This window comes from Bradyrhizobium genosp. SA-4 str. CB756 (genome assembly GCF_000473125.1).
GTDB classification, from domain to species: Bacteria; Pseudomonadota; Alphaproteobacteria; order Rhizobiales; family Xanthobacteraceae; genus Bradyrhizobium; species Bradyrhizobium arachidis.
Map to the genome: position 1 here is coordinate 4265839 of NZ_KI421499.1, position 25720 is coordinate 4291558.

17 protein-coding genes are annotated in these 25720 nt (G+C 58.1%); 10 read left to right on the forward strand and 7 right to left on the reverse strand.

Annotated elements, in window-relative coordinates; all coding sequences use genetic code 11:
- Positions 1–456 precede the first annotated feature (456 nt).
- The gene (locus tag BRAGE_RS0121080; RefSeq protein WP_027557060.1) at positions 457–693 is read left to right on the forward strand and encodes a DUF6894 family protein; all 237 of its coding nucleotides are present in this window, start codon (positions 457–459) and stop codon (positions 691–693) included.
- Between the two features lie 116 nt (positions 694–809).
- Here BRAGE_RS0121080 and BRAGE_RS48945 read toward each other — a convergent pair whose 3' ends face one another.
- Positions 810–1430, reverse strand: coding sequence for a LuxR C-terminal-related transcriptional regulator (locus tag BRAGE_RS48945; protein ID WP_231164332.1), 621 nt, complete (start codon positions 1428–1430; stop codon positions 810–812).
- A 437-nt stretch (positions 1431–1867) separates the two neighbouring features.
- Here BRAGE_RS48945 and BRAGE_RS52125 point away from each other — a divergent pair, with 437 nt between their 5' ends.
- Both BRAGE_RS52125 and BRAGE_RS52910 read left to right on the forward strand, forming a co-directional pair.
- Positions 1868–2674 (forward strand): response regulator transcription factor, encoded by an 807-nt coding sequence (locus BRAGE_RS52125; RefSeq protein WP_051395235.1) that lies wholly within the window; start codon positions 1868–1870, stop codon positions 2672–2674.
- Positions 2675–3395: 721 nt separating this feature from the next.
- Positions 3396–3611, forward strand: a complete 216-nt coding sequence (locus BRAGE_RS52910) for a DUF2934 domain-containing protein (RefSeq protein WP_231164331.1) — start codon at positions 3396–3398, stop codon at positions 3609–3611.
- A 384-nt stretch (positions 3612–3995) separates the two neighbouring features.
- Here the strand turns inward: BRAGE_RS52910 and galE are convergent, their stop codons facing one another.
- Positions 3996–5021: a UDP-glucose 4-epimerase GalE gene (galE, locus tag BRAGE_RS0121100; RefSeq protein WP_027557058.1), complete on the reverse strand. Its 1026-nt coding sequence runs from the start codon at positions 5019–5021 to the stop codon at positions 3996–3998.
- Positions 5022–5685: 664 nt separating this feature from the next.
- Here galE and BRAGE_RS0121105 point away from each other — a divergent pair.
- From BRAGE_RS0121105 to asnB, 4 genes are all read left to right on the forward strand, one after another.
- On the forward strand, positions 5686–6465 hold the full coding sequence (locus BRAGE_RS0121105) for a 4'-phosphopantetheinyl transferase family protein (RefSeq protein ID WP_084334090.1): 780 nt from the start codon (positions 5686–5688) through the stop codon (positions 6463–6465).
- Between the two features lie 55 nt (positions 6466–6520).
- Positions 6521–9427, forward strand: a complete 2907-nt coding sequence (locus BRAGE_RS48955; RefSeq protein WP_231164330.1) for a non-ribosomal peptide synthetase — start codon at positions 6521–6523, stop codon at positions 9425–9427.
- Positions 9428–9496: 69 nt separating this feature from the next.
- Positions 9497–10675 (forward strand): acyl-CoA dehydrogenase family protein, encoded by a 1179-nt coding sequence (locus BRAGE_RS0121115; protein ID WP_051378484.1) that lies wholly within the window; start codon positions 9497–9499, stop codon positions 10673–10675.
- Positions 10676–10780: 105 nt separating this feature from the next.
- Positions 10781–12472 (forward strand): asparagine synthase B, encoded by a 1692-nt coding sequence (asnB, locus tag BRAGE_RS0121120; protein ID WP_027557055.1) that lies wholly within the window; start codon positions 10781–10783, stop codon positions 12470–12472.
- A 383-nt stretch (positions 12473–12855) separates the two neighbouring features.
- Here asnB and BRAGE_RS0121125 read toward each other — a convergent pair whose 3' ends face one another.
- Together BRAGE_RS0121125 and BRAGE_RS0121130 are read right to left on the reverse strand one after the other, a co-directional pair.
- A complete protein-coding gene (locus tag BRAGE_RS0121125) occupies positions 12856–13863 on the reverse strand; it encodes an NAD-dependent epimerase (RefSeq protein WP_027557054.1) in 1008 nt (335 codons plus the stop codon).
- Positions 13864–13875: 12 nt separating this feature from the next.
- Complete coding sequence (locus BRAGE_RS0121130) at positions 13876–15159, reverse strand: nucleotide sugar dehydrogenase (protein ID WP_027557053.1); 1284 nt, start codon at positions 15157–15159, stop codon at positions 13876–13878.
- Between the two features lie 812 nt (positions 15160–15971).
- On the opposite strand from BRAGE_RS0121130, the gene BRAGE_RS0121135 reads away from it, so the two are divergent.
- From BRAGE_RS0121135 to BRAGE_RS0121145, 3 genes are all read left to right on the forward strand, one after another.
- Positions 15972–17723, forward strand: a complete 1752-nt coding sequence (locus tag BRAGE_RS0121135) for a hypothetical protein (RefSeq protein ID WP_027557052.1) — start codon at positions 15972–15974, stop codon at positions 17721–17723.
- A gap of 598 nt (positions 17724–18321) precedes the next feature.
- Complete coding sequence (locus tag BRAGE_RS51700) at positions 18322–19431, forward strand: glycosyltransferase (protein WP_159073911.1); 1110 nt, start codon at positions 18322–18324, stop codon at positions 19429–19431.
- Positions 19432–19922: 491 nt separating this feature from the next.
- Complete coding sequence (locus BRAGE_RS0121145) at positions 19923–21383, forward strand: lipopolysaccharide biosynthesis protein (protein ID WP_027557050.1); 1461 nt, start codon at positions 19923–19925, stop codon at positions 21381–21383.
- Between the two features lie 765 nt (positions 21384–22148).
- Here the strand turns inward: BRAGE_RS0121145 and BRAGE_RS0121160 are convergent.
- From BRAGE_RS0121160 to BRAGE_RS0121165, 3 genes are all read right to left on the reverse strand, one after another.
- Positions 22149–23549, reverse strand: a complete 1401-nt coding sequence (locus BRAGE_RS0121160; RefSeq protein ID WP_027557049.1) for an O-antigen ligase family protein — start codon at positions 23547–23549, stop codon at positions 22149–22151.
- A gap of 67 nt (positions 23550–23616) precedes the next feature.
- A complete protein-coding gene (locus BRAGE_RS52915) occupies positions 23617–24501 on the reverse strand; it encodes a heparin lyase I family protein (RefSeq protein WP_159073910.1) in 885 nt (294 codons plus the stop codon).
- 20 nt (positions 24502–24521) lie between these two features.
- Positions 24522–25607 (reverse strand): hypothetical protein, encoded by a 1086-nt coding sequence (locus tag BRAGE_RS0121165; protein ID WP_208617492.1) that lies wholly within the window; start codon positions 25605–25607, stop codon positions 24522–24524.
- Positions 25608–25720 lie beyond the last annotated feature (113 nt).

Below are 25720 nucleotides of genomic sequence, written 5' to 3' on the forward strand. Positions count from 1 at the left end.
CTTTCGAGCCCCCCGGCGGCGCGGGTCAATGTCATGAATGCGATTACCGCGGCTCGATGCGCGATCCGAAACCGAGCCGCGCATCCAGGCGCCTCACGCGCAGAGGCTCAATGATTGCAGCCCGAAGCAGGTGCGGACGCGGGCAAGTGAACCAGGAGGGCAAGCCCTCAGCCGACCTCATGCCGTCGAGGCGAGGCGATCGCGGCCCGGCGGGGGTTGATTTGCAGGAATGCCAGGGTCGTCGAACACGCCGAAGTGGACAATTGCGGCGTGACGAGACTCTAGACCGCAACGCGCAATTGTCCATGTCAACTAAGAGGATCCCGTTCGACGTTGAGGTACTCAACAATGCTCATGGACCGGGACTGTCCGCTCGTCATAGTCCCACTCCGGGACGCTACTGCGACATCCGCTTGGTCTTGTCGCGCGGATGCACCTCGTTTTCCGGATGCTCCAATGCCTCGCTATTTTTTCCACGTCCACGACGGCGGGTCAGTACCCGATGACCTCGGCTTGAATCTGCCCGACATCGACGCCGCGCGGGCGGCAGCCATCGAGTTGAGCCGCGAGATCCTTCGAAGCGAGCACGTCGGACCATTTGAGGACCATCCGTCCTGGCGGATCGAGGTTAGCAAGAGCCCTGAACCGAACAGTGAGCCGCTGTTTGTCCTCCACTTCTCGCTCACGGAATAACCCGCGGCAAGCGCCTGCTGATCTTCTAGAACCCCACTGGTGTCGGATCATTCCGCTCGAACTTCAGTTGGCCTTGGCAGCCCGGCGACGCAACACGGGCGCTCAGCGCTCTCGGCTCATTCGGACTCCGTCGACTTGACCGGAGTGCCCCGATCATTTTGCGAAATGGCGAGAGCCGCAAGCGCTGTTCGGTTGCTGATCTCCAGCTTCTGAAAGACATGGTGAAGATGGACTTTGATTGTGCCGTCGGCAATGTTCAAGCGGCGTCCAATTTGCTTGTTTGACAGTCCTTCCGATACCAGGCGCATGATCTGACGCTCCCGGTCCGTCAGCATGGCCAGCGCACTGTCCGAGGTCACCCCATGGCCAGCCGGTGTAGCCTGATCAATCGAAGGCTGCGGTAATATTCGTTCACCGCGCGCGATTTGTCGCAAGGACTGCACCAGCACTTCGGACAAGGTTTCCTTCAGGACCACGCTGCAGCCATCTAACGCGTCCGGCAACAAAAGGTCGTAGTCTTCTGAAGGCATGAAAAACGCCAAGCGGATCGAGCGATCGGCCGGATTGAGGACGGAGGAGCTCAGTGCGATCAGCTCGGGCATTGTTGAATCGAGAATCGCGATGTCGGGCGCGAGCCTCTCGATCGCCTGCACGCAACTCGCAGCATCGCTACAAGATGCAACAACTTCGAAGTCGCCTTCCGCGCCGAGCAGGCTGCTCAGACCCTGCAAGACCATCGGATGCCGGTCTGCAATTACCACCCTTGTGCAATTCATTGGCTCCTCAGTCCCCGCGTAGCCCTACGGATTAACTCAACGTGCGGAAATATTCTATGGCTGATTCATCTGTAGATTGTGCAGCCCGCCCCGGGACGCCAGTAGTTTCCGGGAGTAAACCTATAACGAACGGTATATATCGAAATCGGAAGTCCGGATTTAACGTTAGGAAAAGCTTAACCACTTGAAGGCGGGAAACCCGCCAAATGATGGCAAAAACCTGCCAAACAATGGCAAAGGCTGGAAGCACACAGCCGAGGTAGCACGAAAGGATATCCCGCCGAAAAAGGCGATCAACTGGCGGCCTGTTAGGAGGCAGCGCCGGCGCAGGTAACTTTGACTTCAAGATCTTCCATTGCAGTCGTGTAATTGCGTAGCGTACGTCGTTGGAGGGTACAATGCCGAGGCGTCAATCTTTCGAAACTATTCTTATTGGAAAGAACATTTTAGTCAGAGAGGGAATTTCACGGATCCTACATGCTGCGAGTTTCCGGATCCTGCTCTCTGTTTCGAGCGCTGAAGAATTGCCAAACGAGCTCCAGTCACATCAACTACTGTTTCTCATCATCCACAACGGCGACAGTTTCGATGTCGCATTGGACCAGATACGTTTCGTCAGGGGTCAGCGTCCTGATGCGCGTGTCGCAGTCGTATCGGATCATTATCGCCCGGATGAACTTGTCTCGGCATATCGAGCTGGTGCGAGCGGCTATTTCGTGAACGTCAATTCTTGCGACGCCTTCATCAAGTCCATCGAACTCGTGACGATGGGAGAGGCGGTCTTTCCGCCGGCTTTTCTGTCGTTCGCGCTTGACGGCATTCTTGAGCGCGAAGCAACACCAGCCGAAGAGGTCGAGCATGGCATCGTGCTCACGACGGATGAGCCGGTCGCACCACATCTTTCTCCCCGCGAGAAGGCGATCTTGTCTTGTTTGATCGAGGGCAATTCCAACAAGTCCATTGCCCGAAAGATCGACATAGCTGAGGCGACGGTCAAGGTTCACGTCAAGGCGATTCTGCGCAAGATCCGCGTCCAGAACCGGACGCAGGCCGCGATCTGGGGAATGAACAACGGATCACTGATGCATTCTGCAGATGGACACACCTTGCCCTCGATCATCCCTCACCCCACAGGTCTCGGCGCCTTGCGACCCGATCGCCAGGCTCATGTCAATCAAGGTCCCGGGGTCACTAAACTCGATTAATGGGCATCGTTCCGTGTCTAGCACCTCATCGCAACGGCGTGTCTGACCTGATGAAAGACTACTCCCACGGCACGGTAACCGTCACGCAGCTCGCAATCTTCGATAAGCCACAGCGGCCACGCTGCTGTGGCCTATCTCCTTGCACAGACCTCGACCACAGCGCACAGAATGTGTTTTGATCTTCGCGCGTTTGACACGCCAGCCATGACAGCTCCATAGCGATCGCCGTCGCGCTCACTCGCCTGCACGCAGTATCCGACACTCGATTGCGATCGCACTGGAGCCGGAATGGAACGACATCAGACGGCGGGTGTCGGCCGCTCACCGTGACCTCTTGGCGGAACATTGCCCGTCGGTGATGATGCCCTATCTTCCCCATCGGACTCTCGCATCGAATTTCGGATGGATTGCCCGTGTTCCAACAGCCGCGCCAGCAAAGGTCATCCGCTACGAGGCGTGTTCCTAGACCGCCTGACCCAGGGAGTACTTGGCCCCGGCCTACCGCGCGATCCGGTCGAGCTCGCTCCGGGAAACGCGAGCAGTTTTCTCCACTCCCAACGCCACGGCACCGCCCACATGATTCCGTGGACTTCTGCGCGGCGGACTTCACGAGGTCCGGATCACGCTTGGCGCCTGTTAGTTCGCATCAGCGACCATCAAGCGGGCGGCAGTTGGATGTTTGTGGGCGATAGAACCAGGGATTAGCTGAGGAGACAACGGGTTGATCGATACGAGCAGAGGCGGCCAATCTCACGGTCAAAGCCCCTCGGGATTAAGGCAGATGGGGGTTCTTCCAAGCCAGAAGCAGATCGAGTGCCGCGCGTATCGGCTGTGGGAGCAAGCCGGGATGCCTAAGGGGCGAGACCAAGAGTTCTATTTGGAAGCGGAGCGGCAGTTGAAGAAAGAGCTGCTCCGCGACGATCCGTCGGTGGAATAAACAGCGATGAAAGCCCAGACCGGGACGGACATTGCGCGCCGACTGAACATTTGGGCGATGGGACCACCAAGGTCCGTCTTCACCATACCTTCCGGAAATCAGCAGCCAGACAGTTATTGCCGCGCTCGCGGTCTCGGATATTGACGCAGTGGCGCGGCATTTCCGCGCCCGAGCATGTCGTTGTCGCGGTAGGATCCTATATTGTTGCGCACTCCGCTCGCTGGTATGATGGCAGCGACATCGCAGTTCGCATCATCAGTCGACATTTGTGGCTGGATCTTGTTGGGGCGGCTCTCGTGATGGGCGGCGTTCGGCTTACAGCGACACCACAGCCACACGCGGTCGACGACTTGTGCGCCTGACATCGTCCAATCGCGGCGCGATCTAACGGCCTTCAGAGTTTGTACCACGATAACCGTCGGGACACTTGCATTGCCAGCGCCAATGGTCTGCGCACATTTCCTCCAGTGATCGCACCGATCTCCACCCCAGCACCCTTTCGGCAAACGTGGGATCGGCAAAACAGACAGCGACATCACCGATCCGGCGCTTGTCAATCTCAAATGGAACTGACCTACCGCTCACGGCTTCAAACGTCCGAACAACGTCCAGAACGCTGCTGCCATTGCCCGTTCCAAAGTTCGCCGTAAGGAGTCCGGGCTGCTTCAGGCTATTCAAAACACTCAGATGACCAGACGCAAGATCAACGACATGAATGAAGTCGCGGATCCCAGTGCCGTCCGGCGTGTCGTAATCGTTTCCCCAAATCCGCAGCTTCTCTCGTTTTCCGATCGCCACTTGCGCGACAAATGGCAGCAGATTGTTCGGGACGCCCTTCGGGTCCTCACCGATCAGCCCGCTTTCATGTGCGCCGACGGGATTGAAATATCGGAGAATCCCAATTCGCCAATCATTGTCGGACCGATAGAGGTCCTTCAACATTTCTTCGATGAAGAGTTTAGTACGGCCGTATGGGTTTGTCGGCCCAAGAGGGTGGTGCTCGTCGAGCGGCAGGTACGTAGGTACACCGTAAACGGTGGCGGACGAGCTAAAGACGAGCGTCTTTACACTTGCCCTGTTCATCGCCGAAACGAGGCGCATGCTTCCGAGCAGGTTGTTTTCGTAATAGGTCATTGGACGAATGCTGGATTCGCCTACCGCCTTCAAGCCCGCAAGATGGATAACCGCCGATACTTCGTACGAACATAGTGTTTCGTAGATGGCCTCTTCATCCAAAATGTCGACCTGCCGAAAGGTGAGGGATCGCCCGCAGATGAGTTGTACCCGCTCAAGGGAGGCTTTGTTGCTGTTCGAGAGATTGTCAACTACGACGACATCGAACCCAGCATCCAGTAAGGCAATGCACACATGGGATCCAATATAGCCAGCGCCGCCAGTCAAAAGAATCATCGTGGACAGTTCCTGTGTTTACACAACCGGCCCTATTCCTGCGCATCCAACGTCTATGCTCTCAAAACTCGACCCTGATAGCGGATGCTGCAACGCGACTGCGGCAAGAGGCTTCGCCGCAGATCGCCTGAAGCGAGTGTCAGCTCCTCAGCAGCTTTGCCAGACTTCTCGCGCGTCCAACTGACTTGTCGCCACAGCTGAGTGCAACGACGCCGAGGGATTACCTCCTTTGGCTTCGCTCGCCGACGCCGCGCCGCGTTTCGTTCTTTCGCCTTTCTTGATTCGGCAGCCCTCGCATAGAGATTCTGCGTGTTGATTGCGTCGCCGCGCGTCCCGTAACTCCCCCCACTCCGCAAGACCCAAGGGTCCGTAGCTCTCCGCGAGCGCGAAGCTCGCCTGAGCGCAGCTAATCTGGACGGGGCGCGCCGGAACAATCCGCGCCCTCTACATCGCCTTGCTCGAGGAGCATGCTCCGCGATGAGCTCCGCCGCCTGTGCAATCCCCGGGCCGCTGGATGGGAAGCGGCAACAAATGGGTAATTACGATGGTCCATTGAGCCATCGCACTGCGGGATTAAACTTCCGATCCGCAACCGTTCAAATGCCGTTCCAACTCTACTGCTGGCGATCCGAAATCAGAATTTGGGCGCAGAAAGTAAGGCGTGATGAGTTTTCGCATCAAGGCCCGCGCGCAGAACGAGTGGGAGAAGGATCGTTATGGCGTTGGTGGCCAGGACCGGCCGGGCCACAAGCCTGAACGCGGGGCGCGCAAATCCAACACGGCCCTCTCGAGCCTTTTGGACAAAGCGGTCGAGCTGAGACCCCGGACCGAAATGCCGGTTTTCGAGAATGATGGATTGGAGATCCTGACATTCATGCTCGATGTGGAGCCGGACACCATCCGGCGGACAGGCGCTTGCCTCAACGACGAGGAACGTCGGCGCGCCCAGCGTTTAAGATTGGAGCAGGACCGCCGCCGCTTTATTGTTACCCGGGGGCAACTGCGCCGGGTCCTCGCTTCCAAACTGGGAATTTCGCCGTCCGACGTCGAACTAGAGTATGGACGATTGGGCAAACCTCACCTCTCGCACCGTATGCCTGCGCGCGATTTGCACTTCAGCGTCTCACGATCCGCAGATGTGGCGGTCATAGCGCTCTCGACCAGGCAAGAGATCGGGGTGGACATCGAGGCAATTCTCCCGGTGCCCGAAGCGGACGAGATCGCGGCGCTCTGTCTTTCCGCCTCCGAGTACGAGTCCTACACCGCCCTTGGTCCGGAAGACCGTCTGGAAGACTTCCTCCGGCATTGGACCCGGCTGGAGGCAATCTCCAAGGCCCTGGGGTGCGGCTTAGGACAGCGCATTTCCTGGGATGAAAAGGATTGGGTTGTCCGAACGTTCGTACCGAAATCTGGATACATCGGGAACATGGTCGTTCGGAAATGAATGATCATCCGGTGACTTGATTTGATTTTTATTTTGCCCGATGGGAGCCCATCTCATGAATGAAGTCCTACCCATCCCGGCAGAGGGCGTACCGCTTGCGCTGCTGAAAGAGGCCGACCATCAGGCGTTGGTTGTCGACTACAACGCCACGGCGGCGCCCTACCCGTCGGACAGGACGATCGTCGATCTGTTCCGCGATCAGGTGACGCGGAGTCCCGATGCCGAAGCGATCCGCTTCGGTGATGCAACGCTGACGTACCGACAGCTCGACCAACACTCTGACCAGATGGCCACGCATTTGAGCTCGACCGGCGTAGGACCGGGTCGGATTGCCGTGGTGTTCATGGAGCACTCCATTGAAGTTGTCGTCGCGATCTTGGGCATCCTAAAGTCCGGCGCAGCCTACGTGCCGCTGGATGCGGCAACGCCGAAGGGACGTATCGCAACGATCCTGAAGGACATTTCCAACGGGACCGACGGGCGGGCGCCGGTTGTGATCACTCAGGCGCGCCTGCAATCGGTCATTTCCCCGAACCTTGCCGACATCTTCGTGCTCGACGCCGATTTTGGTTCGATTTTGAATCAGCCGGATTCGGCCCGACCGTCCGCCGCTACGCCGGACGGCACAGCCTATATCATCTTCACCTCCGGCTCGACCGGCACTCCCAAGGGCGTCGAGATCGAGCACCGCAGCCTGGTGAACTACATCTGGTGGGCGGCTCGGGTCTACAGTTCCGGCGAACGTCTCGCATGGCCTCTTTTCTCATCTCTCGCCTTCGACCTTACCGTCACAACACTGTTCACACCGCTCATCACCGGCGGCCGCATCGTGGTCTATCTTGGCGATCCCGGAGCGCAGAGCATGGTGGTGCTCAAGGTCGTCGACGACAATGCCGTCGACATCATGAAGCTGACGCCGGCACATCTGGCGATGGTCCGCGACCGCAATCTTGCGACCACAAGACTGCGAAAGTTCATCGTGGGCGGCGAGGATTTCAAGACCGAGTTGGCCCGCGATATCACGAAAGCTATCCCCCATCCCACCGAGATCTACAACGAATACGGGCCAACCGAAGCCACCGTGGGCTGCATGATTCACCGTTTCGACATTGACCGGGATCGATCCGCGTCGGTGCCGGTGGGCGTTCCAGCCGCCAATGCGGGGATCTACATCCTCAGCAAGGCATATCATCCCATCGGCCCCGGCATCATCGGAGAGATGTTCATTGCCGGCGACGGTCTGGCGAGAGGTTATTTCAATCGCCCTGACCTGACCGATGAGCGTTTCCACATGGCCGCCGATCCCCGAGGTGGGTCTTCTGACCTGCGGCTTTATAAGACGGGAGATCTAGCCCGCTGGAACTCGCAAGGGCGCCTGGAATTTCTCGGCCGCGCCGACCATCAGGTGAAGATCGGTGGCACGCGTATCGAACTGGGCGAGATCGAAGCACGGCTTCTCAGGCATCCGCACGTTCAGGAATGCGCTGTCGCTGCCATTGCCACCTCGGTGGCGAAGCCAGCGACACAAATAATGCCCCAAGTCGGCCATGTCGAACCGCCAGCGGCCGAAGACGGCCTCGCACGACTTGTCGCCTACTATGTCTCATCGAAGCTCCTGGCCGTGTCAGACCTGCGCGCCCACCTCGCCGAAGAACTCTTGGAGTCCATGATTCCAACGCACTATATTCGCCTCGAACGGATGCCACTCACGTCCAACGGCAAGATCGACCGCTCCTCGCTACCCGAGCCGACGGCGGAAAACGTCCAGCCTGCACAAGACTTCGCCGCTCCCTCCACCGAGACCGAGAAGACGCTGGCCGCGCTGTGGTGCGATCTCTTGAAGATCAAATCGATCGGATGTCGCGACAACTTCTTCGACCTGGGCGGACACTCACTCCTGGTCATGCGGGCGGTGTCACGCATGCGAAAGACCTTCGGCGTCGACATGCAGCTTCGCATTCTGTTCGAGCGCCCAACCGTGGCCGAACTGGCGGAATTGATCGACGAAATGCGCATGGCGGCCGATACCCCTTCAATCTCGGAGAAACCGAGGGAGGAGATCCTCCAGTTCCATACCCGTGGCGGTAGGCCTCCCCTGTATTTCTTCAATGGGGACCTGATCGGCGGCCACTTGACTGTGCGGCGGATGGCGGAGGTTTTCGGGCCTGATTATCCGATCGTCTCCATCGATCCCCACGGTCTTCACGGGGATCAGATTCCGCCGTCGATCGAGGAGATGGCCGCGGACCGCCTACCGCTGATCCTGGAAAGGCAGGCGAGCGGCCCCTTCCTCCTGGGCGGCAAATGCAACGGCGCCTTGGTGGCGTTCGAGGCAGCCCGCCTGCTGATGGCAGCCGGCCACAAGGTCGATATGGTCGCGATGGTTGATCCGCCGACCATCAATGCCCGTCCGGTGACGCGGGCGATCATGAGGCTGATGAAGCCGGTGGTTTCGCCTTACCGTCTGCGCTGGACCTATCAACTGTTGGTCCATCTGGAAATCTTCTCCACAGCGTCAGCTAGCAAGAAAATCACCAAACTGCTGAAGCGGCTGCGGATCGGGAAGCTGTATGACGGCTTGTCCAATCCCAATGTTGATATCCCGCCGGCGTTATGGGGCGCTTATTCAGGCGCAATGGCGCAATATCTTCCTGAGCCGCTCGAGGTGCCTGTGAGTTTCTACGCGGCCGGCTCCAATGGTCGGGCGTGGCGCCTCAGCTCCCGGCTTGAAGTAACTGAGATGGCTGGGGAACACAGCGACATCCTGACCTCTGGCGCAGATCGGCTGGTCGATCATCTGCGGCACCGGATTGACGTTCTGACTGATAGCGCACCTCGGTCAATGAACCGCACGCGCCCGCCGACGCCTGCTGAGAGGCAGGGGTTGCGAAAGGGTACGTCCAGCCCGAGCCGGCAGCCAATTGTCGGCGCCATGCTATCGAACAACGATCGGGGCCCGTAGATCTTTGAAACGACCAAAACTGACAGCTTCTGAACGGAAGCTTCTGCGTTGGGCCTCATAGCCGAGCGGATGAAGATGATGGACAAAGCTTGGGTACCGGTGCGAGGACCGGGGCTGCCTTGGGTGGCGGAGGAGTACGAGTCCCTACGGGACCAAGTCCGCCGGTTCGTCGAGGAAGAGATCAAGCCCTGTGCGGATCGCTGGGAAGAAGACGGGTTCATTCCCCGCCCGGTCCTGCGCCGCATGGGCGAATTGGGCTTCTTCGGCATCCGCTACCCGGCCGAGTATGGTGGTGCCGAGATGGACGCGGTCGCATCGACGGTCTTCGCCGAGGAGCTTGGGCGCTCGACCTATGGCGGCGCGGCCGATGCGATACTGGTCCATACCGACATGGCTTCCGGGTACGTCTTTCACGACGGGACCAATGCCCAGCGCGCCCGCTGGATGCCGGGCATTATCAGCGGCGATCTGATCACAGCGGTCGCCATCACGGAGCCGGATGCGGGCTCGGACATGAAGGCCATCCGCACGCGCGCGCGCCGCGAAGGCGACTCCTACGTCATCGACGGCACGAAGCTCTACATCACGAACGGAGTCCACGCGGATCTTTACTGCGTCGCCGCAAAGACCGATCTTTCGGCAGGAAGCAACGGGATAACGATGTTCCTAATCGAGAAAGGAACGCCGGGCTTCCGCGTCGCGCGCAAGTTGGACAAGCACGGCTGGCGGTCCTCCGATACGGCGGAGCTCGTCTTCGACGGTTGCCATATCCCGGCCGAAAACGTGCTCGGCACGGAGGGACAGGGCTTCTACTCCATGATGCGCAACCTCCAGAACGAGCGCCTTGTGCTTGCCGCCCTGGCGATAGGGACTGCCGAGGCGGCGATCGAAATGACCCTCACTTGGGTGAAAGCTCGCCGCGCATTCGGAGCCGTCCTATGGGACATGCAGGCGATCCGGCAACGTCTCGCGATGCTCTCTGCGAAGGTGGAGGCGAACCGCCAGTTTCTCTATGCCACTGCTTGGCGCATGGCGGCGGACGAAGATTGCATGCGCGAGATCTCGATGTTGAAGGCCATCTGCGGCGAACTCGTCAACGAGGTCGTGTATACGTGCGTGCAGTTCCACGGAGCTATGGGCGTAATGCGCGAGAGTCCGATCGAGCGCATAGCACGTGACGCCCGCATCCTGTCCATCGCCGGCGGCGCGACGGAGGTGATGCTGGAGGTGGTCGCGTCGATGTCCTGAGGACATCGCACTGGCGTTGATTGTAGCGGGCTTGCCATGAAGCGGATCACAACAGGCGTTAGTTCCTAGACGGTTGGTTTGTCTCCTCATCACCAGGAGCGGTTCATGTGTTCGATCTTCGGCATTTTCGGCCTGCAGGCCGGCGACGACCTCCCAGCGCTGCGCCGCCATTGCCTTGATCTGTCCCAACGCCAGCGCCATCGCGGCCCGGACTGGAGCGGCGTCTACGCGGATGCGGGGGCCATTCTCGTCCATGAGCGCCTGGCCATCGTCGACCCGGCCGGCGGCTCACAGCCGCTCCTCTCCGAGGATGGCGGCCTGGCCTTGGCAGTCAACGGCGAGATCTATAACCACCGCGAACTAAAGGCCGAACTGGCGCAGCCCTACGCCTTCCAGACCGGCTCGGACTGCGAGGTGATCAACGCGCTCTACCGCGAAGACACCCCGGCCTCTTTCCTGAACCGCCTCAACGGCATCTTCGCATTTGCGCTGTGGGACCGCGGGCAGCAACGCGCGCTAATCGCGCGCGATCCGATCGGCGTGGTGCCGCTGTACTGGGGTCATGACAAGGACGGGCGCCTTGTGGTCGCCTCCGAGTTGAAGTCGCTGGTCGACATCTGCGCCGACGCCGCGCAGTTCCCGCCGGGCCACTGGTACGACAGCGCCGCGGATACGCTGACCCGTTACTACGAGCGCCCGTGGCGCGACTACGACGCGGTCGAAGGCGTGGCAGCCGATCGTACCGCGCTGCGCGAAGCTTTCGAACGTGCGGTACACCGCCAGCTGATGACCGATGTGCCGTACGGGGTGCTGCTGTCCGGCGGCCTCGATTCGTCGCTAGTCGCCGCCGTAGCCGCGCGCTACGCACGCCACCGCATCGAGGATGACGACCAGAGCGAGGCATGGTGGCCGCGCCTGCATTCGTTCGCCATCGGTCTGAAGGGCTCGCCCGACCTGGCCGCCGCGGCGATCGCCGCCAAGGCGTTGGGCACCGTACACCACGGCTTCGAATATACCTTCGAAGAAGGCCTGGACGCCCTGCCGCAAGTGATCCGCCACGTCGAAACTTACGATGTAACCACCATCCGCGCCTCCACGCCGATGTTCCTATTGGCACGCCGGATCAAGGCGATGGGGGTGAAGATGGTGCTATCCGGCGAGGGCAGCGACGAAATCTTCGGCGGCTATCTGTACTTTCACAAGGCGCCCAATGCGCGCGAATTTCACGAAGAGCTCGTGCGCAAGCTCAACGCGCTCAATAACTACGACTGCCTGCGCGCCAACAAGTCGATGATGGCCTGGGGCGTGGAACCGCGCGTGCCGTTCCTGGACCGCGAGTTCCTCGACGTGGCGATGCGCATCGATGCCAAGCACAAGATGGTCGGCAAAGGCGCCGACGGCGCGCGACGGATCGAGAAGGCACTGCTGCGTGAAGCATTCGAAGGCTATCTGCCGGATTCGATCTTGTGGCGGCAGAAGGAACAATTCAGCGATGGCGTAGGCTACGGTTGGATCGACGGGCTGAAGGCACACGCCGAATCGCAGGTCAGCGCCCGGGTGATGGCCGCAGCCGACAAGCGCTTCGTGCACAACCCGCCGCAGACCAAGGAGGCGTATTACTATCGCCACCTGTTCGAGCAGTTCTTCCCGACCCAGGCGGCGGCCGCAACCGTGCCGAGTGGCAAGTCGATCGCCTGCTCCTCGCCGGCGGCGATCGCTTGGGACGCCAGTTTTGCAGCGATGGCCGACCCCTCCGGGCGCGCCGTGGCCGGCGTGCACGAGCAGGCGCTGGCCTGATCGCAGGCACCGATCTGCGGCGTGGCCGCGCCGTCATCGCCGAGTTGGTGTGCGCAAGCTCCTTTCCCTCGCGCCCCTCGGCTTTTACGGTGACGCCGACAGAGCGCGCGCCGCCTATCCTTTGCGCGATCATAGCGACCGTCCGTGCCGGGACGACAAACCGCAGTGCGGTTCGCGCCGCGCTGACGGCGATCGGGATACTGCTAATAAAGATCGAACGATCGAAAGACTGAGGATTCGAAGCGAGATCGGCGTATCCTGAAGGATCGAGCGCGGTCCGAACACGGCAAGAACTGCTTCAGCCCGACCGCGCGAGGCGGACTCCAATCGTGTGCCGGCGCCCATACTTGATCAGTGCTTGTCATTTCACTGATCGCGACCTGCTAAAGCCGGTGATACTCGCGATACCATTTCGCGAACCATGCGATGCCCTCGCCGATCGTCGTCGACGGGCGGAATCCGATGTCGCGTTCGAGCTCGGCAATATCGGCGTAGGTCGCCTCAACGTCGCCGGGCTGCATCGGAAGCATTTCCTTGATTGCCGTCCTGCCGAATTCCTTCTCCAGCAGCGATACCACGTCGATCAGATCTTCAGGACGGTTGTTACCGACGTTGTAAATTTTCCAAGGGGCGCTGCTGGTCGCAGGATCGGCGGGCGGCCCCGGCTGTCCCTGGGGTGGACGGTCGATCAGGCGCATGATCGCCTGGCTCACGTCATCGACATAAGTGAAGTCGCGCCGCATCGCGCCATGGTTAAACAGCTTGATCGGTTCACCGGCAAGGATTGCCTTGGCAAAGATGAACATCGCCATGTCCGGCCGGCCCCAGGGACCATAGACCGTGAAGAACCGTAGGCCGGTCGCTGGAATGCGATAGAGATGGCTGTAGGCATGTGCCATCAGTTCGTTGGCTTTCTTAGAGGCGGCATAGAGGCTGATCGGATGGTCGACATTGTCCCGCACCGAAAAGGGCAGCTTCGTATTCGCGCCGTACACCGACGAAGAGGATGCGAAGATGAGATGCCGGCACCCGTTGTGACGACAGCCTTCCAGCACATTGACGAACCCCTCGAGATTCGCATCGATATAAGCGTGCGGATTTTGCAGTGAATAGCGAACGCCGGCTTGAGCCGCGAGGTGAATCACGATCGGAAATCGATGCTGTTCGAACAGTGCGGCTGATGCGGCGCGATCGGCTAGATCATGCTTCACAAACCTGAACTTCGAATCGCGCTTGAGAATCTCGACGCGCGCTTCCTTCAACTTGGGGTCGTAGTAGGCATTGATATTGTCAACGCCGATCACTTCGCGACCATTAGCCAACAGTTGTCGAGCAACATGAAAGCCAATGAAGCCTGCAGCTCCGGTCACCAATACTTTGTCGTTCGCCATCTTGTCTCCAGATCAGAGCCGCCACAGGTCGATGGCGGCGGGCTTTGCGGCTCGATCGAGCTTTGTCTTGATGTCGAACACGAGGCCCTCGCCGTCGCGCAGCAAGTGTCGAACAAGCGGCCAGCCGCCGTCGACATAGCGCTGATGGGCGACGGCAAGAACGATGGCATCTGCAGGTTGTAGGGCGTGCAGCTGGGTCAACGTGACCCCAAGTTCATGCCGCGCGTCGGCGGCGTTCACCAGCGGATCATGGATCTGCACCGTGAGCCCGAAAGACTGAAGCTCGCGGATGATGTCAATGACGCGGGAATTGCGCGTATCGGGAACGTCTTCCTTGAAGGTCAGCCCGAGGATGGTCACAATCCCGGTTTGACCCTTGCGCCGCAACAGCCCACGAACGCATTCCCGCGCCACTCGCTGACCCATGCCGTCGTTGATGCGTCGCCCTGCGAGAATGACCTCGGGGTGATAGCCAGCCTTTTCGGCACGATAGGTCAGGTAATAGGGATCGACGCCGATACAGTGGCCACCGACGAGTCCCGGCTGGAACGGCATGAAATTCCATTTGGTGCGGGCCGCAGCCAGGACGTCACCAGTATCGATATTAAGCGCCCGGAATATTAGCGACAGCTCGTTCATGAAGGCGATATTCAGATCGCGCTGGGTGTTCTCGATGACCTTTGCTGCTTCCGCTACGCGGATGGAGGGAGCACGATGAACGCCGGCGCTGACCACAGATCCGTAGACATCCGCGACGATCTCAAGCGTTCTGGCATCCTGCGCCGAGACCACCTTGGTAATCGTTTCGAAGCGGTGCTCCTTGTCGCCGGGATTGATCCGCTCGGGCGAATACCCGACAGTAAAATCTACTCCGGCCTTCAAGTGAGAGATTTGCTCAAGAGCCGGAACGCAGTCATCCTCCACCGCGCCCGGATATACGGTCGATTCATAAACGACGATGTCGCCCCTCTTGAGCACCGCGCCCACCGATCGCGACGCGGCAATCATTGCGCGCAGGTCCGGATTGCGAGCCTCGTCAATCGGAGTTGGCACTGTGACGATGAAGAAATCGGCCTTCGCCATTTCAGCCGGATCCACCGTGAAGCGTAGCGTTTCCCGACGCAAATCATCGCCGTCAACCTCGCGGGTCCGGTCCTTTCCTTCCCTGAGTTCAGCGACACGTCCGCGATCCACGTCGAATCCAACGACCGGAACTCCGGAACGCGCAAACGACACAGCCACGGGCAATCCCACGTAACCAAGCCCAATCACCGCAATTTTTCGGCCGTGCATCATGGTTGATGTCCAGTCGTCTCTCTGAATTGGCTCAGGTCCTGGTGAGCACCGCTACGTGAAAGTAACTCCCCCCGGTGGCGCCAGCTCCTGCGGAATGTATTCGGAATCTGAGAACCCCGTCGCGATCACGTGCGCAGATGACCCACTTATCATAGGCAAACTTCGCGCTGCGCGAGAACCCTTCCGGACTACCCCCTCGACTTTCCCGCTTCGCACTCATCCGATGCCGTGAGCAGAGATCGATCGATTGGTCGATCATCGCCGCTCCTTTCGGTGACATAGCGTCCGCGAGGGCCGCGGCCGCTTGCGTTCGCGGTGGCGCGAGCCCTGCCCGCATCCATTCGTCCGCAGATGCAGACAAATCCGCCCATCGAGAGGCGTCCGGCAAGAAGCCAATCTAAGCGCAGGCGGAGCGAGCGTTAATCGCGCAAGGCGATGAGAATTGGTGCACCAGGCACGTACATCACGAGCGGCAAATTATGCCGCTCCACAATTGGAAGCGCTCGAGACCTTATCGCGGAGGCCATCGTCGAAAGTCAGAGCCGTATAACGGCGCGATCGACCTTTTCTCAAGACATTCATCGAGGCCGCTGACGACACCTAGATTTTTGCAGTGCAAAATGATAGATTTTGCGCGGCAGCAATCCGGTAACACAACATGGCACAGCGTGGACTTGGTACCTCCAAGGGCACATTGATCAGACAGTCGCGCGAACGCTAAGACATGCACTCTCACCATTGGCGACCGACATCCGCAGGATGCCGGTGGCCTTCCCGAAGGATGACGCGTCAACGCAGGAACGCCGACGCCCATGGACACCGGCTCTTCGATCGCGCTCCTGCTTCGCGGGGACACTCCGTCGCCCGACGATCGCAACCTGGTTGAAGTTCTCGATTTTTTCGGAATCCCATGGACGGCCATGACAGTCGGCGAGGCGAACGGTAGCAATCTGGCTGCGCTGACCGCCGATCATCCGCAGTTCTCAATCCTGACTTCCGCGCCCCGTCTCATGGAAGCCCTGCAGTCTGCTAAGGCCGGAATATTTCCGGCCTGGATGGCCGCAGCCGCTTCCGTATTCGTCTATGGATTTCAAGCGTCGGATCCCTGTAGGGCGCTGCTGCGCGAGATCACGGGAGACCCGGATGCGGACATCCGTGGCATCGACCAGCGGCCGATAACCGTGTCCGTCACTGATACTTTCCCAGACATGTGCGGGCCAATGTCGGGCCTGCGAATCCAACTGCAGCCTGGCGCGGCGGATGCGGCGCTTGCGATCGCGCATAGTGACGAATTGCAAAGTATCGTCGCCGCCCCCGAGGGGTATCTGTTCGCCGGGCTCACTCATTCGGGCTTGCGTTTTTTTGCCGATGCGTCACGGGCGATGGTGGACATTCACGAACGCGCCGCGAGCTATTTTGATGTGAAGAAGCGTTTCGCCGGCGCAGTTCCAATCGTGATGTATCTGAGGTCGGCGTTCCGCGACGTCTGCTGGATCCCCCCCGAAACAAACGCCTGCCTTACCATCGACGATCCACTCCTGAGGCCACGGTACGGATTCCTCGATTTTGACGAACTACTGCAGTTGGCCAACAAGCAGCGCTTCGCCACGACCCTCGCCTTCATTCCATGGAACTGGCGACGAACAAATCGCGACACCGTTGTCGCCTTTCGGCAAAACAGCGGAAAACTGTCGGTCTGCGTGCACGGCTGCGATCACACCCGTGGTGAATTTGCCGCCCGTTCGGCGAGCTTGCTCGACAGAAAGCTAAGGACCGCCACGCGTCGGATGCAGTCCCTACGCGACAAGACCGAGCTCGAATACGAAAACGTGATGATTTTCCCGCAAGGCGCATTCTCGCCCGAAGCAGTGTCCGCGCTCAAACGAAATGGCTTCGTCGCAGCGGTGAACACCGGAGTCGCACCGGCCGACAACGCGCTGAACGAAACGACACTCGCCGACCTGTGGAGCGTCGCCATCACCCGGTATGGGGGATTCTCAATTTATACCCGGCGGTACATTGACCACGGCGTCGAAAACTTCGCGTTCGACGGACTCCTGGGCAAGCCGTGCCTCCTTGTCGGGCATCACGACCTTTTCCGGGACCACGGCAACGAACTATCGGAGTTCGTCCGAGAGCTTGCTTCCTTGCGATGGAAACTCCGTTGGCGAACTCTCGGGGACGCGGTTTGCCGCAGCTACAGCATTCGACGCGAAGGCGGGACAATCACAGTCAGGATGTTTGCCGAACAACTTCGTATCGAGAACATGGAGGCGGTAACGCGACGGATTCGGGTCGTGAAGCCAGAACCACAGGTCGCTTCTTTGAGGGATATTACAGTCAACCAAGACGTCGTCACGTATGATTACATCGATGGATGCCTTCGATTGATCGTCGACATCCCGCCCGGCAAGACGGCCAATATACGCTGCGTTTATCACGAACAGCGGGATGCCTTTCCGGATTCAGAGTCGCTCTCCTACCGACTTAAGGTGGCGGTTCGACGATATCTATCCGAACTTCGAGACAATGGCGGAGCCTACCTGTTTCGTCTTCGCCTGTAGCCGGAGGCCATTCGAGCTTCCCTTCGTCGGAACCGGAATAGGTAGCCCGAAAAAGTTGACGCTCAGCGCGGGCGCAAGAATACACTCCGCAAAGCGCGACGTACCGTCGGTCGTCGACCCGCTTTGGCGAGGGATGGGAGACAATATGATAGTTCTCGGCTTGGCTTCGTGCGGCGCTCATGACTTTTGCGAACCTGGGCTCAAAGGCTGACCGGAAGCATGCTTGCGTGACAGCGCGGTGGACAATGCGAGAACCCCAGTCTGAGCGAGTGCCTCTCGGCGATCCTATGGGTGCCCGGTTGGGCCGCCAATGTTCTGGTGCTTCCACCCTTTGGTGCAACTTTCTTGATGTCGAGGGTTGAGAACCTAGCGCTCACAGCGGGACCGTCATTCGTCCTCCAGTAAGGCACGAGAGCAATGGACTGATCGTCAAACCAACCAAGACCGAGGGGAGCGCTGCATTGGGTCTTCGCTTCATTGAAGCTGGGTACTCGAGACGGCGTCTAGGAGAAAATGGGAAGATACATCGACATTGAAGTTTGCGCCGAACGCAACGTTGCGACTTGGACGGAACTAGTCCATGCGGGAGGGCGCTGAAATGCGCATATTGCACCTCACCGAACGTCTAGGGCCGGGAGGAAAAGAACGACAACTCGTCGAATTGCTCCGGGGACTGTTCGTCTGCAGCGACATAAAGTCATTTGTCGCGGTTACGGACGAAGAGAAGATTCGTTACGAAATCAACCGTGAACACGCGGAAGTTATTCAGCTCGTCCGGAAGCGCAGGAGAGATTTGAGCCTGTTTAAGAGTTTGCACCAACTGGTCTCCGATCTGAAAATAGATATCGTTCACTCTTGGAGCCCGATGTGCTCCGTTTATGCAGCTCCAATTGCGAAACTGTGCGGCTCGGCTTTCGTTAACGGCTTTGTGCGAGACGCGCCGCCGCAGCTGTCGCGGTGGAATAAGGACTATCTAATGGGCAAATTGACCGTCCCATTTTCGGATATTGTCGTCGGCAACTCACGGGCAGGCCTGGCTGCCTACCAGATTCCGGAGCGTAAAGGTCTATGTATCTACAATGGGTTCAATCCCGAAAGAGTCTCCAACTTAACGGCTGAGGCAGAGCTTCGCATCAGTCTCGGAATCACGACGCCTCACGTCGTGGGGATGGTTGCACACTTTACGCCCAGAAAGGACTATCCAACCTTTGTCGAAATGGCATGTCGCATTTGCCATCGTCGGGACGATGTCACCTTTGTGACCGTCGGCGCTGGGCAAATGCTACCGCAGATACGTGATAGCGTCCCATCGGAATATTCGTCACGCATAAAGTTTCTGGGACTGCGGAAAGATGTAGAAAGTATCGTCAATCTCTTCACCGTGGGAGTTCTCGTTAGTCACAGCGGAGAGGGCTTTTCGAACGCGATAACCGAATGCATGGCATTGGGTAAGCCAATTGTTGCAACAAGGGATGGGGGCAATCCTGAGCTGATCCTCGAAGGACGGACGGGATTTCTTGTGCCGCGCCACGACGCGGAAGTGTTGACTGATCGCGTGCTCAAGCTCCTCGACAATCGCGGGCTTGCCAATCAATTCGGTACGGAAGGGCGCCGGAGGATTGAGACGTCGTTCTCGCTCGATACTATGACTAGCGCGTATCTCGGCCTTTATCGGCGAGTGGCGGATAGGAGGGCACGCGTGACCTGAGCCTGGACGCTATCGCGACAGTTCCAAGTGTCGCTGCCAAGGATTGGACGGGCGTGCATCGAAATGCGAAGCGATGCCCCCATCAAACCGATTGGGCTCAAATCAGCTCAAAATCGATCCCATTGCCAGACGAAACCAAGATCCGGTCAGGTCATCCCCTCTCCTACGGCGACGTCGACTGCGTTACCGCATACCCCCGAATGGGTAGCCACTCAGTCACCGATGGGCTCGATCGAGTGCTTCTATTCCTGGTCGTTTTGCTTACACTTGCTCAAAATGGCGCGACGATTGGAATTCTCGGATAACTCCGCAATACAATCACACGTCGACGATTTGTCGAAATACACCTCGCCGTGGGCAACGGCTGAAGGCCCGTTGCCTCAACAAGGAACAGAGCGGCGTTGCGTCCGCGACCGTTGGCGACACAAGAAGGGGCGTCCGATGTTTCTGACCAGCTTTGTTTTCATCGCCGGTAGCGCCTAGGCTGGTCCATGGCATCAATCATACGTCAAGGCATTGCACTCTCCGCCGCACGCTACCTCGAACAGGCCATCACGATATTGACGCCGGTCGTTCTGGTTCGAACGATCGGTCCCACAGAGTTCGGCGAATACCGGCTGTTCTGGCTACTTGTAACTACCGTAACATTGTTGTTCCCCTTTGACGTGCCCCGCAGCTTGCTCTTCTTCTTTGTCCGCTTGGATTCGGAAGGACGCCGGATTTACGTCGGGCAGACGATGCTGTTCCTGCTCGCGACGACGACGATCGCGGCGCTTCTGATTTTTGCGTCTGGCAATGTCCTCCCGTCGGGCATGAAAAACCTGTTGCACAACCATGGGTTTTTGCTCGCAGCTTTCCTGTTTGCCTGGAATGTGGGCTTGATGCTCGATGTATTACCCAACGCCGCAGGGCAGATCCGCTGGCAGGCACAGGCTATCGTGGCCACATCTGTGCTTCGGGCCGCGCTCATTCTTTCCGCGGCGGCATTTTTCCGAGAACTCGAGCTGGTGCTGGTTGCGACATTGATCGCCGCCTGTGTGCGCCTTGGGTTTTTGGCCTATTTCATTGCACGCTATAGCGGCATTCGACTGTTCCCGCTGGACAAGCCGAAATTTCGTGAACAGCTTCGGTACGCCGCGCCATTTGGCGCGGCCACACTGCTGTTCCACATGCGGAAACAGACCGAGCAATGGATTGTTGCCACGGTGTTTTCACCGACCGTGTTCGGCGTTTTCTCGATTGCAACGACGCTCACGATGCCCACTGAAGTCCTGAGATTCGGGGTGGCGAATTTGCTCTTGCCCACAATGAGCCAACTCCATGCGCTTGGTGATCAAGAAAAACTGCTGCGTCTCAATAGCCAAGGCAACGTAATCCTCAGTGCGATCATATTCCCCACCATTGCAGCATTATTCGCCTTTTCCCACGAAATCATCCAGTTCCTGTTTACGAAGGAGTACGTGAGCGGCTCGCCGGTGTTGCGTATCTATCTCGTCCAGACCTTGGTTTATTCGATAGAAATCAGCACTCTGCTGAACGTGTTCCAGCAAGGGCTGTCGAGCATGCGGTATGAAGCCCTATGTTTTCCAGTTGCCGTCGTCTCCAGCTTGATCGGCATCTGGTATTACGGTTTACCTGGCGCAGCTGTCGGCTCGGTATTGGCAAGCTTGATGGTGTACGCGCTGGTTCTAAAGAGACTTTCAGACGTGACGAGCGTTCCTGTCGGAAAATTGCAGGATTGGAAGAACCTTGGAAAGCTCTGGAGCGCATCGGTCGTTTGCGCGCTCGTCGCACGTTTCGCGGCTGATCTGCTGACCCTACCGGCTCCAATTGCCGCGATAGGCGGGCCTGCTGCAGTATTGGTGTTGTTTGTCATCATCTTGTTCGCGACGGGGTACTATCGAACGCTAGCGGAGATACGACGACAATGGGGATCCATACGCGTTGCCTAGTTCGTTCACATTCAACACCCGCGCGCTTGCCGATCAACTGAACCTGCTGTCGTAGACCTTGGTGTCCGCTGCCACCGGCCTCCCCATTTGCCCGGGACTCGATGACGCAGCTCCGTTCCTGCCTTCAGAAGGAACACGCCGAGCGCCCTGGATGTCCGGATAAATTGGCGCGTACCGGCGCGCCTCACGAAGACCAGTGGATCGTCAGCCAGACGCCATCGCCCATCGACTACTCGCCGAGCGCGACCGCGACATCATCACGTAGCGGGACCAGCGAGTCGGCGATGCAGCCATCGATATGCTGTCGCGGCGGCCGGACCGAGCTGGTGCTCCCGGGACCCGGCATTGCCCGCGGAAGCGGCGATGATGCAATTTCCTATCGCGTAAATGATCGTCCGGCGGTGCAGGTCACATCCGCCGTAACAGCATTCGGTCCTGGCGTTGCGTTCGCCGGGGATGTTGTTCGCTTGCTGCAGTCGCTTGCAGATAGCGGGGACTTTATTGTCCTCCTCGCAATCCGCCCTCACCCGCACCGACGATTCGGCTGCAATGAAGCAGAAAAACATCACCTGATCCTGCAGACGACCCCGCCGCGATGAATCTCGCGCTCAACACCGCAACGAACGTGGCAATGTCACAGGACTCTGGCGACGGGGTGCAGATCGAGGTAATCACGATTTGGGCCCGGCCATCGCAGCGGTAAGCACCTAGGCGACCATCGCCACGCTGCAGCAGACCGAAGATGAACGGTCTTCGGAGTTCACGTCAGATCACTTCTTGTGGACCCATTCGACGCTGATAGGCATCCAGATAGCGCAACCGCGCCAAGTTGATCATCATCGCAATGATCGGGAATACATACATGTTGTCAATAGTTGGAAAAATCTCACGCTCAGTTGCCATGCCAATCCCAAATCCGAAGATGCCCGCGAACAGAGCCCAATATAGGTCACTATTCAACCTCCGCCCCGTTCGCCAGGCGGTGGCTACTCCAACAAGAAGGAGGACGATAAGCACACTGGAAAAAATGGCACCGCAATCAACAAAGAAATTGATAATTGCATTGTGCGCGTGACCCATGTGGAGCAAAGCTCCTGTGTCCCAACTTTGGCTTGTCACTATTCCGTAGCGACCAGCGCCAAACAGGAACAGGCCGATATTGCTCGTCCATTCATTTAGCAGAGGAGCCCAAATATAATCAACGCGGCCCGTCAGCAAGGCATCGGCCGAGAAGTCAGAACCGGTTTCAAACCCGATCGAAAAAAGAGCCTCCACAGTTGGTGCGACCCATAGGAGCGATGCGATCCCAAGCACCGCAGCGCCGGCAAGCAAGATATCAAATCTGCGCCTCTGAATCAGAAGCAGGCAAAGCGAAACTCCCACTGTGATAAGCGCGCTGCGTGACCCGAGGAGAAGAATTGCCAGAAGCGATAGACCGAGAGGTACGATCCAGAGAGCTCCGCGCGCAAGAAATCGATGGAGCAACAAGGGCGCACAACAAATATAGATGGTGCCAATCGTATTGTAATGGACACCAAAATAGGTTGCGCACAGCTCATTCATTCCGCCTCGCTCCCGGCTGTCTCCGCCAATTTCGGCAATTTCGGGCCGGCTCTCTGACAGAACGGACGGATGCGTCAGGATGAGTATGATGAAAGCGGCTGAGAACAGCAATATCGAGAGGCAGATCGCCGTCGTGATCCTCTCGAGCTCGTGATCGGAGCACATGCGCTTAAGGGTAAATAGAAATCCTAAAATGTAGAAGGCCGGAACGATGCAAGAAGACAACGTAAAATCGAGATAGGTCTCGGGAAATGTAGTTGGAAGTCGGCTATGAAGCAGCGGAGCATTGGGAATTGATCGAATATACGCAATTGCAAAGGTTGCGAAGTAGAGGAGAAAAATTCTGAGGGATCTTTGCTCGATCTTATCCGTCGCGTATAAGGGCGCGCTTTGGAGTACCAAATAGGCGAGGACGATAGCTGACAGCAAGTTGAACGGCTTGAGGCCCTGGATACCGAGCAGATTGTCACCGAGAAATGGCATCCGCTGGAACGGCAAGATAAAAAGGAACACGAGAAAGAAAACTCTTCCACTTTGCGCGACTGAACGCGGAAGCGTGAGCTGATAAGGGGTTGGGCCGCTATAGCTCAATAGATCACGCATAACGCACCGGATCCTTCATTCTATCGCAATCGTATCCAGCCACGCCGGTGACGTTGCGCACCATAAGTCAGCGTCGCAATGAAGTGGCCCCAGGCGGCCCAGCCACAGTTGTTATTGTCATATTTCGAAATTTGGCGGCGACAGTCTCGGGTGCTGGACTCCGATAGAGCCCGTACTCCCAGTAGGTGGGATCCCCAAAGCCCAAGGGGCCCTGATAGTTCACAACCTGAGTACCATTCACCCAGACGCCCAAATACCCGCTACTGTCGTTGGATATATTGGCCGATATTTTGGTCTCGTTGTACTGGCCAACTCGAATTGGATTCGGGTCGGTCCAGAGCGTGAGATGCGTAAGGTTGCCGGCCGCATTGCTCGGATTCAGACCCGTAGGACAATATAATGCGTTAACTTGTAGATGGTCGCCAACAAGATTGACATAGAATGGAGGCGAGGTAGGTACACCACCAACGGCGTCGTCATTGTGCAGTTGGCCAAGGATAAAGTACGATGATGCTGTGTTCGTAAATGACCCATTGGCCCCGTTTGGCTCCACCATAAAATCATAGCTTATGTTGATGAGAGTTCCGACCGGAATTCGTGCATCGTTTTCAATTTCGGCGCGATCGACAGATCCAGCATCATACCAGGCTTTATCACCCGGCCGGACTTCGAACCGCAGAGTCTGTGGGTCAGGATTGGTCAGGCTATAGCTCTTGCCCGCCGTCTGAACTTGGTAGCTATCGCCACCGATATAGAACCGCATTTTTGGTGTCGTGGAAAACGACGTAATCGATGAGACAACTGGTACACTTGCAGGCCGCAATATTGCGGTCGAATCCTCAGTCGTATCCGTACCCGTGGCGGCGATGACCTGAACGTCGGACGAGCCTGCATCCACTGTCGTCGTCGCGATGAACGCGGCAAGAATAGCTGGCAACAGCTTCATCGCCATTCCTATTGCCCGCATTTTGCTCAATCGTCGGCGCATGACCGCACCACCCTATCGTAAAATTCGCTCAGCGTACTGCCGCGGAAGTGTTTCGTCGCTTGTGAAAAGAGCTCGTTCAAATCCCGATACAGCTTCTCGACTGATTCAGCCGTCGGAAAATAAGGACTTCCGCCAGGCATCAGCTCTGAGGAATGCGTCATGAATTCCACATAAGGCCGATCTTGCGAGATCGCGATGTCGAGAATGCGCAGCATCGACGTCAAGTTCGACCCGTTCGGGCGCAGCCACTCCAGAGGCCAAATGTAGCGCCGGGTCCTATCCGGTAAGTCGGATATATCTTCGCACGCTTGGGTCGCGCGGGTCAGAAAAGCGGGCGATCGGTTGATGATCGTCATTGGAACCTCCAGTAGCGAAGTCCCTCCCCCGAGCCCGATATCTCGCTCGCTCATCCAATAGTGCTGCTCGGGAAACCCTCGATAGTCGCTCCCTCCCGCACCGCCCGGATCTCCCTTGATTCCGCTCCAATCCACGTGAGGGGTTACCGAACAGTCCACCCTGAATCCCAAATCTCTCAAAACGTTGGCATAGAATGCATTAAGGGCCCACCGGCCTGATCGGTGGCTCAGCATCTTGACGCCAAACACGTCCTCAAGAAGATGCGTCTGATATTCAATCTTCTTCCGGATTTCATCTTCCGGATATTCAATCAGAAACGGCTGGTGCCATGAGTCATTGCTGGTCAGGCGATGGCCTGGGGGGGCATTCCAAGCATGCAAATGCATCCCGATTTCGCCAGCACCGCGTGCGATTAGATCGCGGCCAAATTCAATAAAGCCGGGATCGTTGGCCATCTCAAAGTTCACCAGGTAGGTGGGCTTCAGTCCGAAGGTCTCACATAGCGACTGGAAGCGGGGAAGAAAGGAAGCATTTCGGGTTTCGACGCTTGACCGCCTGCTCCAGATGTCATCTCCCTCTGTGTCGATGGTAATAAGAAAGCTTCTCAAGACATCCACTCTACCTAGCAGCGCGTCGACGTCGCTACCGTCCGGGCGCTGTGCGGGGCACTTGGCGAAGGCCGGCAAATTGCCAAAGAGACGCATCCCCAGCACTTTGCCGCTCGGTCACTGCGAGCCGGAATCAGTACATGCCGAGTCACGGTATGGAAATTGGCGATAAATGGGTAGTCAGATTGGTCCATTGAGCCGCGGCGGCGCCGGGACTA